General features: G+C 30.6%; 12 protein-coding genes. 6 read left to right on the top strand and 6 right to left on the bottom strand.

Annotation, left to right across the window (positions count from 1 at the left end; all coding sequences use genetic code 11):
* Window positions 1-43: 43 nt before the first annotated feature.
* The 3 genes from VOI54_RS13390 to VOI54_RS13380 are packed head-to-tail and all read left to right on the top strand — an operon-like array spanning window position 44 to window position 4,044.
* On the top strand, window positions 44-667 hold the full coding sequence (locus tag VOI54_RS13390) for a sugar transferase (RefSeq protein WP_326283343.1): 624 nt from the start codon (window positions 44-46) through the stop codon (window positions 665-667).
* Window positions 660-1,259: a sugar transferase gene (locus VOI54_RS13385; RefSeq protein WP_326283342.1), complete on the top strand. Its 600-nt coding sequence runs from the start codon at window positions 660-662 to the stop codon at window positions 1,257-1,259. Before VOI54_RS13390 ends, VOI54_RS13385 begins: the two co-directional genes overlap by 8 nt.
* Window positions 1,252-4,044 carry a NeuD/PglB/VioB family sugar acetyltransferase gene (locus tag VOI54_RS13380; protein ID WP_326283341.1) on the top strand — a complete coding sequence of 931 codons (2,793 nt, stop codon included), beginning with the start codon at window positions 1,252-1,254 and terminating at the stop codon, window positions 4,042-4,044. The genes VOI54_RS13385 and VOI54_RS13380 overlap by 8 nt, the downstream gene beginning before the upstream one ends.
* A gap of 11 nt (window positions 4,045-4,055) precedes the next feature.
* On the opposite strand, the gene VOI54_RS13375 is transcribed toward VOI54_RS13380, so the two are convergent.
* Together VOI54_RS13375 and VOI54_RS13370 are read right to left on the bottom strand one after the other, a co-directional pair.
* On the bottom strand, window positions 4,056-5,006 hold the full coding sequence (locus VOI54_RS13375; protein WP_326283340.1) for a hypothetical protein: 951 nt from the start codon (window positions 5,004-5,006) through the stop codon (window positions 4,056-4,058).
* A 5-nt stretch (window positions 5,007-5,011) separates the two neighbouring features.
* Window positions 5,012-6,463 (bottom strand): MBOAT family O-acyltransferase, encoded by a 1,452-nt coding sequence (locus VOI54_RS13370; protein ID WP_326283339.1) that lies wholly within the window; start codon window positions 6,461-6,463, stop codon window positions 5,012-5,014.
* Window positions 6,464-6,743: 280 nt separating this feature from the next.
* Here VOI54_RS13370 and VOI54_RS13365 point away from each other — a divergent pair, with 280 nt between their 5' ends.
* Window positions 6,744-7,586, top strand: coding sequence for a cupin-like domain-containing protein (locus VOI54_RS13365; protein WP_326283338.1), 843 nt, complete (start codon window positions 6,744-6,746; stop codon window positions 7,584-7,586).
* 68 nt (window positions 7,587-7,654) lie between these two features.
* On the opposite strand, the gene VOI54_RS13360 is transcribed toward VOI54_RS13365, so the two are convergent.
* Entirely contained in the window at window positions 7,655-8,134 is a 480-nt protein-coding gene (locus VOI54_RS13360; RefSeq protein WP_139694853.1) for an Lrp/AsnC family transcriptional regulator, read from the bottom strand.
* A 79-nt stretch (window positions 8,135-8,213) separates the two neighbouring features.
* Window positions 8,214-9,350, bottom strand: coding sequence for a M14 family zinc carboxypeptidase (locus VOI54_RS13355; RefSeq protein ID WP_326283337.1), 1,137 nt, complete (start codon window positions 9,348-9,350; stop codon window positions 8,214-8,216).
* A gap of 291 nt (window positions 9,351-9,641) precedes the next feature.
* Here VOI54_RS13355 and VOI54_RS13350 point away from each other — a divergent pair, with 291 nt between their 5' ends.
* Both VOI54_RS13350 and VOI54_RS13345 read left to right on the top strand, forming a co-directional pair.
* Entirely contained in the window at window positions 9,642-10,025 is a 384-nt protein-coding gene (locus VOI54_RS13350; protein WP_326283336.1) for a helix-turn-helix domain-containing protein, read from the top strand.
* Between the two features lie 38 nt (window positions 10,026-10,063).
* Window positions 10,064-10,432 carry a DNA topoisomerase IV gene (locus tag VOI54_RS13345; protein ID WP_326283335.1) on the top strand — a complete coding sequence of 123 codons (369 nt, stop codon included), beginning with the start codon at window positions 10,064-10,066 and terminating at the stop codon, window positions 10,430-10,432.
* A 1-nt stretch (window position 10,433) separates the two neighbouring features.
* On the opposite strand, the gene VOI54_RS13340 is transcribed toward VOI54_RS13345, so the two are convergent.
* A complete protein-coding gene (locus VOI54_RS13340) occupies window positions 10,434-10,934 on the bottom strand; it encodes a hydrolase (RefSeq protein WP_326283334.1) in 501 nt (166 codons plus the stop codon).
* An 11-nt stretch (window positions 10,935-10,945) separates the two neighbouring features.
* Complete coding sequence (locus tag VOI54_RS13335) at window positions 10,946-11,707, bottom strand: MBL fold metallo-hydrolase (protein ID WP_326283333.1); 762 nt, start codon at window positions 11,705-11,707, stop codon at window positions 10,946-10,948.
* Window positions 11,708-11,721 lie beyond the last annotated feature (14 nt).

Below are 11,721 nucleotides of genomic sequence, written 5' to 3'. Positions count from 1 at the left end.
TGATGTACAATAAATATTATACTTTTGAAATTAATTAAGAAACATGTACAAAAATCTGTTTAAAAGAATAATTGATGTACTTTTAGCCTTTGTAGGTTTATTAATATTGTCTCCCCTATTTTTTTTAGTTGCTTTAATCCTCTTATTTACCAATAAAGGCAGCAGCCCGTTTTTTTTTCAAAATCGCCCTGGTAAAAATGAAAAAATATTTAAGATAATAAAGTTTAAGTCTATGTCTGACGAAAGGGACATCAATAATAAGTTACTTCCAGACGATCAAAGAATCACTTTGTTTGGCAACTTTATTAGAAAATACTCTTTAGATGAAATACCACAACTCATTAATGTATTAATTGGCGATATGAGTTTAGTTGGTCCAAGGCCTTTAAGAGTGAGATATTTATCATTTTACACCGAGACAGAAAGAACAAGACATTTGGTTAAGCCAGGAATTACCGGATTAGCCCAAATTTCTGGTAGAAACTCTTTAAACTGGGATGATAAACTAGCCCTTGATGTTATATATGTAAAAAAAATGAGCTTATATCTTGATATTAAGATTATTCTTAAGACTGTATTAAAAGTCATTAATGGGTCTGACGCAAATTTAAGTGAGAATATAATTGATTTAGATATTTATAGAAATATAAAACAACAAAATGTATAAAAGACTTTTTGATTTAATATCTGCAATAATTGCACTTTTAATTCTATCTCCTATTTTCTTTATTATTTTGCTATGCTTACTTTTTGTTAATAAAGGAAAACCTTTCTTTTTTCAAGAACGACCAGGTAGATATGGGGAATTATTCAAAATAGTCAAGTTTAAGACCATGAGAGATTTGGATGCTTATGCAAAAAAAGATGTGCATAATCTTAACAGAGTTACCAAAATAGGACATTTTATTAGAAAATATTCTTTAGACGAAATTCCGCAGTTGATCAATGTTATTAAAGGCGATATGGCTATTGTAGGCCCCAGGCCTCTGCTTGTGCACTATTTACCTTTATATAACGATTTTCAAAAGCAAAGGCATTATGTTAGGCCTGGAATTACCGGTTGGGCACAAGTAAAAGGAAGGAATTCCATATCATGGGAAAAGAAATTTGATTTAGATGTCTGGTATGTTGAGCATCAATCCTTTCTCTTAGACCTAAAAATAATACTCTTAACAATTAAACGCATAATTAAACCGGAAGGCATAAACAGTAGCGAAAGAATGAATATGCCGGAATTTACAGGAACAAAAAATGAATAAAGTTTTAATTATTGGCTCTTCAGGGCATGCCAAGGTCATAATTGATATAATAAGAAAACAAGCTAAATATGAAATCTTTGGCTTAATAGATTCTTACAAATCTAAAGGTACCAGAATTAGCGATTATGAGGTTTTAGGAACTGAAAAGGAATTACCGGAAATTATTGCAACTAACGATATTTATGGGGGTATTATTGCTATAGGCGATAATTGGACAAGAAAAAAATTATATAAAGAGATAGTTTCCTCATCTGAAAACTTCAGATTTATTACAGTAATTCATCCTGATGCGGTTATTGCAGAAAATATAGTAATTGGTCATGGTACAGCTATAATGGCCGGGGTAGTTATTAATAGCAGTGTAACAATAGGAAAACAGTGTATTATCAACACCAAAAGTTCAATTGGACACGATGTAATACTAAAAGATTTTTGTAGTATCGCACCTGGCGTTACGATTGGTGGTGAAGTAAAAATAAACAAATGCACAGCTATTTCACTGGGGTCTAACATTATAGAGTGTATTAAAATTGGAAAGCACACGGTTATTGGAGCAGGTGCTTTAGTCAATAAAAATATTGAAGACTTTAAAACAGCATATGGAGTTCCTGTCAAAAATATTAAAGACCGAAAGAAAGATGATAAATATTTAGGAGTGCTTAGTACCACAAAAGCATCCACTTATAAACTTGAATTTCATACCATTTCTAAGGAAGCTGATATAAAAGAGTATTATACTGTTTTAAAGGAATTTGAAACTTTTAGCACATTTTACTCTTTACAATATTGTAACTATAGGGGTGACAGCAAATTAAGTTATTTTGTCTTAAGAAAAACTAGTAGAGCAAAGGTTTTAATGCCGGTATATTTAAATGTGTTAAAAAATGAAGGAGTAACTGATATCCAATTTTTTGACTCCACATCACCCTATGGGTATAGTGGACCTCTGCTTAATGGGGCTAGTAATGATGATATAAAAGCGTTTTGGAAAAAAGTTGATAAATGGTACAAAAAGAATAATGTTGTTACAGAATTTATCCGGTTTAATTTAAATAACAACCATATATATTATTCTGGTCACCTAATTCCGAGCTTAAACAATGTAAAAGGGAAAATCCATTCCTTTGAAAGTATTTGGAATAATTTCAAACAAAAAGTAAGAAATAACTATAGAAGAGCAGAAAAAAACAATTTAAAAACAAAAATCTATTCAGAAGATATTACAACAGAAGTTATAAATACATTTTACTCTATTTACATTAAAACCATGCAAAGAAATGCTGCTGCTAAAAACTATTTTTATCCTCTAAGTTATTTTAAGGATCTAATAGAGAACAATCAAGGCAAAATTTTAATAGCTGTTGTACACAAAGAAAGCACACCAATTTCTACAGAATTAATTATCATTGATGGAGACACCTTATACTCATATTTAGGAGGGACGCTTGCAGAATATTTTGACACCAGGCCTAACGATTTCTTAAAAATTGAAGTTACAAAATGGGCCATAGAAAATGATAAAAAATATTACATTCTCGGTGGAGGTAGAAAAGATTTTGATGGATTGTACCAATATAAAAAATCATTTTTTCCAAAAGATAACGATGTTGTTTTTTATACAGGAAGAAAAGTAATTAATGAAAAAATATATAACAGGTTAATCAAAGAAATAAAAGTAAGCTATACAGACGCCCATGCATTAGTAAGTAATTCAAATACCTATTTTCCAATTTACAAGCAAATAAGTAACCAAAAAGTTAAAGAAAATGGTCTAAATGTTATAACCTCCAAAAGCGCATGGCAAAATATACTTAATCAGGTCAATAATTATGATTTTTATCACACCTTTGATTACCATGAGTTATCAAAAGAAAAAGACGAAAAAGCGGTTCTAATTAAATACACTGAAGGAGATATCTTAATAGGGCTTCCGTTGATCATAAGAAAAATTGGTGGTACGGGTTATTTTGATGCCACATCGGTTTATGGGTATTCTGGACCGCTTCAAAAGAATGTGCCTCAATCATTTGATAATAGCGGATTAGTTAAAGCTCTAAATCAATATTTTAAAGATGAGAATATTATTTCTGTTTTTTCAAGATTAAACCCTTTTATTAAAAGGCAGTCAGAAATCCTTAAAAACATGGGGCATGTTGTAGAGTTAGGTAACGTGGTTAATATAGACCTCACACTACCCCTTGATGAGCAGCGCACTATATTCTCTAAAACAACAAAGCGTTATTTAAACAAAGGAAGAAGGTCCTTAAAAGTTATTTGCTCTCATAAAGAACGTGACATTAAAGCATTTATTAAATTATATTATGAGAACATGGATCGGGTAAATGCAAAAAGCAATTACTATTTCTCTGAAGAATATTTTAAAAAATTCATTAACAGTAATGACTTTAAAGTGGATGTGCTTTTTGCAATTAATTTAGAAACAAACGCTATTGTTTCTGCAGCCATGATGGTTAAAACCAATAATATAATACAATATCATATATCAGGCACAAGAAATGATTTTTTAGCAATTTCTCCAATACGCTTATTAATAGATGAAATGCGCATCAGAGCTACAAAAGAAGAATATACATTCTTTAACTTAGGTGGTGGTTTAGGCAATGAAGAAGATGAACTTTTTAGGTTCAAATCTTCTTTTTCTAAAGATTTTAAATCATTTAAAGTGTGGAAATACATTACTAATTATGATGTTTACAATGAGTTATCCATCAATGTTAAGCAAGAGGAAGTGGATTTCTTTCCCCTTTACAGATATCAAGAATAAATTTAACGCTTTTACAGTGATGTTAAATAATCTACTATGAGTGTGGCTATAATACTCCTCCCATGATTATTCCAATGCCTGTCATAAATCAATGTGGTTGGTTTGCTTGACTTACTTAACACCCTAAAAGTATCTATATACTTAAAATCGTTATTCTCTAAATAGTTCAAGAAAATCTGAGGAGTGGTATTTGTATCCAATAAAAATACAAACCGCTTTTTGTCAAACCCATAAATTTCTATCAAGCTTTTAAAGTTTTCAATATAGCTAAGATGTTTTGCTTTAATACTTTCTTTGATAACAATTTCTTCAGAGATTATTGTTTTGGGTTTACCAAAAGACATTAATTGTGATACTAACTGCCTAACCGGATCTAAAACCCCAATATTTTGTATATAAACTAATAACTTAATCTTGCGGGCGTTCCTATATAAAGGTGATTCCAGATGCATTCTATCTTGCATGACATGATATTCCCCTCTAGTCAAGTCATTTTCAAATTTAAATCCTAGAATCACATGGTCTATCAAGTCAAATTGATTTTTATAAGCATATATTAAATGTAGCTGATCTGCCAAATCATACCCTGCGTAGCCGTACTCGTAAACTTCGACCCCTTCTAATCTGTTTTCTATCTTTTTACCAATAGAGTTATAATAATTTTGATGAAACCCTTCTATAAAAGAATCACCAACCAACGCAATTTCTACCTTTTCTTTTAAAGGCGTAAACTCTCTGTATGAATTATATCCTGAGTTATTTATGTAAAACTTAGAGAAGTTTTGGCGCCGATTTCCGGTCACTGAATACCCTTCCTGATTAGGAACCCATTTTTCCACCTTATGTTCATCTATATACCGAGTTGGACTATCTTTGGCCAAATGTAAAATACGAACAATAACCTCTAATGAGATTAAGATTAAAATAACGTATAAAGAGGTTTTTAAAAATAATCTTTTCATACCGGCTAAAATTGAAAGTAAATAAATGATCTGTCAACATTGCTATCATAAAACAATAGCATTCCCAAAACAACTATAGTATAAGCAATAAATCTGATTATTTTAGATTTAAATTTAAACGGTGAACGCTCATCTTTTCTGATCCGATACTCATACAAAACAAACAGAGTAATAAGTATATAATAATCAATCATCCTGTACCCCATAGGGTGATTGTATGTTTCATAGGTAAAATGAAAACATATTCGTTTTATAAACGCAAATGCATCTGTAATGGACTCTGATCTAAAAAATATTCTGGAAAAAGTAATAATAGAGAAAGTGAGTAACACCTGCCCAATTTCAATGAGAGAAGGGAACAATGAGTTCTCCCCTACCACACTGTTTTTATAGATAGTATTTCGTCCCATCAAAAAAACCGGAATATAAGCCAAAGCATGAAAAGCACCCCAAAATATAAAAGTCCAATTGGCCCCGTGCCAAAAGCCACTTATCAAAAAAATTATAATGATGTTCCTAACAGATTTAAGCTTGCTTACCCTAGAGCCTCCAAGCGGTATATAAACATAGTGCCTAAACCAAGTAGATAACGAAACATGCCAACGCTGCCAGTATTCAGCAACATTTCTGGAAAAGCTAGGGAATTTAAAATTAGACTTTAGTTCAATCCCAAATAATTTGGCGGTACCAATGGCAATATCAGAATAACCACTAAAATCACCATATACCTGAAAACTAAATAAGGTAACCCCTAAAACAAGAGTTGAAGCCGGGTATGTGGTATAATTAGCAAAAATATCATCAACAATTGGAGCCAGAGCATCTGCTATCACTACTTTTTTAAACAACCCCCATAATATAAGCTTCAAACCACCAACAGATTGTTTATAGCTAAACTCTCTTTTATTAATTATTTGTGAAAGCAAATTGGAAGCCCGTTCAATTGGCCCTGCAACTAGTTGAGGAAAGAAGCTCACAAAAGCCGCAAATGATAGGTAGTCCTTGGTGGGTTTAAGTTTTTTATAGTAAATGTCAAAAGAATATGACATGGTTTGAAAGGTATAAAACGAAATTCCAACCGGGAGAATAACCTTTAAAGTCCAGGTGCTCTTAATATCATAACCTAACAAAGAAACCATATCTACCCAAGAATCAACAAAGAAGTTATAGTACTTAAAAAAACCTAAAAGTCCTACATTAAATATAACACTGACCCATAGCCATAACTTTCTCTGTAACGCATTGGTTCTAGTATCAATTTTAATTCCAACAAAATAATCAACCGTAGTGCTTACTAATATAAGCGATAGAAACCTATAATCCCACCAACCATAAAACATATAGCTGGCAATAAGCAAAAATATGTTCTGAATTTTTACGTTCTTTCTAAAAGGAAACCAATAGAGTATAAAAACTATAAAAAGAAAAAGAAAAAACTCTAAGGAATTAAATACCATGGCTAGTCAATTATAATATATCTACTGTTTAAATATTAGGTAAATATCTTATAACCCAACTGGAATGTCAAAATTATTCTTTGAATTACACGATTACTATGCTAATAGCAAAAGTTAACATACACTTTACCAATAAATATGATATCATTAAGGCAGATATATCGAAATAATCAATCCATTAATCTAATAATATCCAAGTAAACCGTATAACATCAAATATGATTGATACTTTTATCTGGCACAAAAATGTGCTATTCTTGAATCATAAAATTCTATAACAATGAATATAGTATCTAAAATCCTAGATCAAAGCCAGCCGATAGAAGAAATATTATCTATAGACGCCATATCTTTTAAGCGAAAATATTTTAACAAGAAACGTCCTGTCATCATTAAGGGCTTGGCAAAAGAATGGGAAGCGGCGAAACGATGGAACTTAGATTTTTTTCTAAATCTAAAAGAAGATAAAGATATTTACCTGCTATCTGATAATTTTATTCAGAATGATAACAGGTACAAAAAAGCCTCTTTTAAAAATTATATAAAACAATTAAAAGACTCTGAAGATAACAATAAAGCCTTTAAGGATTATTTGACAACACTGGATATTTTTGAATACTACCCTGAACTTAAAAATGATATTGATTTTTCTTTTTTTGAAGCACACACAAAAGTTAATGATATAACAGCCTGGATAGGGCCTGCAAATACTATATCAGGCTTTCATGCAGACACAGCCAATAATGTATATGCACAAATAAAGGGACGAAAAATGTTTATACTTTGCTCAACCAAATTTAATAAAACCATGTATCCAAGTAGCAAACATATCTATGGTGCTGTAGCCAGTAAAGTGAATATCAATAATTTAGATAAAGAAAAATTTCCAGAATTTATGAATAACACCTTTGTGAGTGTTATTCTGGAACCTGGAGATGTATTATTTGTTCCTCAAAATTGGTGGCATTATGTACAGTCTCTTGATCCTTCAATAAGCATTAGTAATTTTGGTTATACTAAATTTGAAGTTTATAGTTTAAAATTAAAAGAAAGAATCATTCAATCTCTACATAAAAGAGGGTATTATAAAGCCAAAAACTGTTTCTGTTGCGAAAAACATTAGTATAAAAAAAGCCTTTAAAAAGGCTTTTTTTATACTATATACTAATCCGATCTGAATCAGTTTAAAATTTACATATCGTTAAATATAGAGTGCATCAAACGTTTTTTATCGTTAATACTCTCCTCTAATGAAATCATGGTTTCAGTTCTGTAAACACCTTCTATATCGTCTAATAAAAAGATGACTTCTTTTGCATGCTCTGTGCTTCTTGCTCTAATCTTGCAGAAAATATTAAACTTACCGGTAGTTATATGCGCTACTGTTACATAAGCAATCTCATTTATACGCTCTAAAACAAATTTAGTTTGAGATGTATTATTTAAATATACACCAACATACGCAATAAATGAATACCCCAACTTCTTATAATCCAACATCAAGGAAGATCCTTTTATAATTCCTGACTCTTCCATTTTTTTTACACGTACATGTACCGTTCCCGCAGATATCAATAATTTCTTCGCTATATCAGTAAAAGGAATCCTTGTGTTATCAATTAACATATCAAGAATTTGATGATCGATTTCGTCTAATTTAATTTTCCCCATAATTAACTATTCTTAAATAAAACGCGAATTTAATACATTTTTATTAAAAATAACTTATAATTGATATGTTTTATTTCGATTATAATAAGATTTTTTCATTATTCAACATTACGAAAACGTTTTCGCTGCCTTCTACCAACACCCCTCCTTCTCCATTATACACCTCATACCCTTGAGCCTCAATCTCTCTATGTCCAAAAAAATTATCAAGCTTTTCAATTTTCACAACTTCTGGTATAAACTCAATAATATTGTCGCTTAGCTTTTCCACATATTGGATTCCAATATCAACAATGCCTTTCTCTGTTTTGGTGTTTCTAATAATAATATCTAAAAAACACTTCTCATTCTCCGGGATACTTAAATAGGGCTCATAGTTATCACCTGAAACTTCAACTTTAGATATATACTCTAATGATTTTATATAAGCTATGTATATAAGTTCTCGTGTTTTTTCGCGCTCATAGTCATTGTGGAAATGTCCGGCTTCAAATAATATAGTAGGAACATCTTCACTTTGAAACGTATCCCCTACACAATTTAGATTAAACGCATCATCATACACCCCAACCTGATTAGGAATAGCCTCTTGTAAAGCCTTATTCATAATCCCGATAACCTCCATAGCCACCTTTCTATTTGGTGTAATTGTACAAGCTTCATCCTGAGCCGGAGCTAAAAAAGATACCGTTGCTGATCTGGAAATATTCCCTGCACTAAAAATGGTACGCTGTCCATGCAAATTATAACAAAAATCGGGTTTAAACGATTCAAAAACCTGTCTTAAAACCCTACTCTCAGGCTGGGTTAGATTTTGAGCATCCCTATTCAGATCAACTTTGTTTGCATTAACCCGGGTATAAGCTAAAGCTCCATCAGGATTTAAAATAGGAATAATATATAATGAACAGGCTTCTAAAATCTCATTTGTTGTAGATTCATTACCTATAAAAGTATTTAAAAGGTCAAATAAAGCCTTGGTTGTTGTTGATTCATTACCGTGCATCTGTGACCACATCAGTATTTTTTTTCCTCCATTACCAATTTTAAGTCCATAAATCGGGTTGTTTAAAACTGAGTTTCCAATAATCTCTACAACTACTTGGTCATCAAAATTTCCTAAAATAGGTTCTATATGTAAATTGGTAATGTAGCGGTTAAATAAACCATCTTCCTTGTACTTTAAAAATAAGTCTTTAATATCCTTTAATTGCATAGTATTTAATTATGTCACAAATGTAAACAATTATCATTTCACAAATGTAAACAAGTAAATTCAAAAGAATGTATACATTTGTATACACTTCTAGCCTTGTCAGAAGCTTTAATTTAAGAGAAGAGGTCTTTTGAAATATATTTCATTATTATATATTTGTAATTCAATAAATTACAATCAATAATATAAAGTTTTAAGTTAAATAAAATCGTGCAATATCAAAGAAGAATAGTTGATTTAAAATTAAAATGTTACATTTGTAACATTATTTAAGTCAGCAAAACATTTACAATGGTAAACACCGAAGATTTTATTAAAAGGCTTCAAAAAGTAATTGATTATTATGGTGAATCTGCCTCTTCATTTGCTGAAAAAATAGGTGTTCAGCGCTCGAGCATCTCACACATTTTATCGGGTAGAAATAAACCCAGCTTAGATTTTATTTTAAAATTACTTTCCTCCTTTCCTGAAGTTGATTTGTATTGGTTATTTAATGGTAAAGGAGAATTCCCTTCTAAACTTAAAAATGAAAATACTCAAACAAGCCAAGACCTACCTCCTTCTTCAACTCAACAATTAGAAAGCGTTATATCAGAAAAATCAAATCAAGACAAGACCATTGAACGTATTGTTATATTTTATTCAGATGGAACATTCAAAAACTTTCAGAATTAATAGTATTCTTTAGTATGTTTGCAGTCTAATATCTAAATATGAGATGTTTTCTTATTTTACTTTTACTATGTCTTAGCAGCTGCTATGAACCAAGCAGGAACTGTAACGATTACAAAACCGGACAATTTTATAGTGAAGTTGTTATTGGCGACAAACTATTTAAATCTACATTTATAAGAAGCAGCCATTTACAAATTGAGAATTATAATAACAAAGTTGATTCATCTCAATTAAGGTGGATAAACAATTGTGAAGTTATATTTAAGACTATAAACCCTAAAAATATGGCAGAGCAAAAAGATATTCACTTAAAAATTCTAACAACAACAGATTCTTCATATACCTATGAATACTCTTATGTTGGAGAAACCAAAAAACAAAAGGGTATTGCTTATAAGATGGATTAACTTAATCAAACGGATACAGAAAGTATTCAACTAAATTAAACTTCAATGCTTTGTTTTCTGTAATTTCATAAGTTAAAAATATTTCACCCCAATATTCGCCATCTGAAAAATCAGCTATTATCCATTTATGATTTAGCATTTTCACAGTGTTTATTAACATTTTCCTTCCTTCGCTAGCTGCATATGGTACAATTGGATGTTCTCCTTTTACTTCATTTAATTTATAAAGCTCATCTTTAATAAAAGGAATAAGCTCCTCTATGTTATATCCGGCATCTTCAAAATAACTAATAGCATCTTCATTTCTATCTAAATTGAAATGTGATACTTCTAAAATATCATTTTGCAACACAGAAACAGAATCTTTATACTTTTTTAATTGAGATTTATACCCGGTTAACTTGTTATCCATATCTTCAAAAACGCGTTTGGAGTTTACATACTGAAATAAAACAAGCAGTATTGAAAAGACAAACAGGTACATAAAAATTCTTTGCTTCATTATTTATTCTTTTAAATGGTTATTTGTAACTCATCATAAGCTAAGAAAACTTGTTCAGGTAACATTTTTTCAACATCATCATGAAATCCTAACAAATGACTTATATGAGTCAAATAGGCTTTTTTGGGTTTAACCTTATCAATAAATTGTAACGCTTCCTTTAAATTAAAATGAGATCGATGAGGCTCAATTCTTAAGGCATTTACAACCAAAACCTCTACGTTTTTTATTTTATCAATCTCTTCTTCTTTGATGGTTTTCATATCGGTTAGGTAAGCAAAATTCTTAAACCTAAACCCGAACACCTGAAGTTTATCATGTAATCCATTAATTGGAATGACCTCTAAATCACTTAATTTAAAAGGTTTGTTTTTAATTCTATTAATATTTACTGATGGTGCTCCCGGATATTTATTTTTAACTTTAAGGATATAATCAAAACGCTTTTTTAGCGATTTTAATACTCTTTTATGTGCATAAATAGAAATATTCCCTTGTTTAAAGTAAAATGGACGAATATCATCTAACCCCATAACATGGTCTGCGTGTTCATGAGTATATATAATACCATCAATATTAGTACAACCAGCTCTTAGCATTTGGTATCTAAAATCGGGGCCGCAATCTACAACATAGGTGTTACCGTCCCACTCAACCAAAACAGATACACGTAAACGTTTATCTTTAGGATTTTTACTCTTACAAACAGGGTGATCACTCCCAATTATTGGGATTCCCTGTGATGTACCTGTTCCTAAAAATGTAATTTTCAAAGACGTTAAGTTTT

Source organism: Alterotamlana spongicola, from assembly GCF_035818475.1.
GTDB lineage: Bacteria > Bacteroidota > Bacteroidia > Flavobacteriales > Flavobacteriaceae > Cognatitamlana.
The sequence above is the reverse complement of the archived record's forward strand: the minus strand, read 5'-3'. Positions and strand labels throughout refer to the sequence as shown.

Bases quoted from the DNA above. Each gene is read 5' to 3' on its own strand.
- VOI54_RS13390 (WP_326283343.1), top strand. From the start codon at position 44: ATGTACAAAAATCTGTTTAAAAGAATAATTGATGTACTTTTAGCCTTT.
- VOI54_RS13385 (WP_326283342.1), top strand. From the start codon at position 660: ATGTATAAAAGACTTTTTGATTTAATATCTGCAATAATTGCACTTTTA.
- VOI54_RS13380 (WP_326283341.1), top strand. From the start codon at position 1,252: ATGAATAAAGTTTTAATTATTGGCTCTTCAGGGCATGCCAAGGTCATA.
- VOI54_RS13375 (WP_326283340.1), bottom strand. From the start codon at position 5,006: ATGAAAAGATTATTTTTAAAAACCTCTTTATACGTTATTTTAATCTTA.
- VOI54_RS13370 (WP_326283339.1), bottom strand. From the start codon at position 6,463: ATGGTATTTAATTCCTTAGAGTTTTTTCTTTTTCTTTTTATAGTTTTT.
- VOI54_RS13365 (WP_326283338.1), top strand. From the start codon at position 6,744: ATGAATATAGTATCTAAAATCCTAGATCAAAGCCAGCCGATAGAAGAA.
- VOI54_RS13360 (WP_139694853.1), bottom strand. From the start codon at position 8,134: ATGGGGAAAATTAAATTAGACGAAATCGATCATCAAATTCTTGATATG.
- VOI54_RS13355 (WP_326283337.1), bottom strand. From the start codon at position 9,350: ATGCAATTAAAGGATATTAAAGACTTATTTTTAAAGTACAAGGAAGAT.
- VOI54_RS13350 (WP_326283336.1), top strand. From the start codon at position 9,642: ATGGTAAACACCGAAGATTTTATTAAAAGGCTTCAAAAAGTAATTGAT.
- VOI54_RS13345 (WP_326283335.1), top strand. From the start codon at position 10,064: ATGAGATGTTTTCTTATTTTACTTTTACTATGTCTTAGCAGCTGCTAT.
- VOI54_RS13340 (WP_326283334.1), bottom strand. From the start codon at position 10,934: ATGAAGCAAAGAATTTTTATGTACCTGTTTGTCTTTTCAATACTGCTT.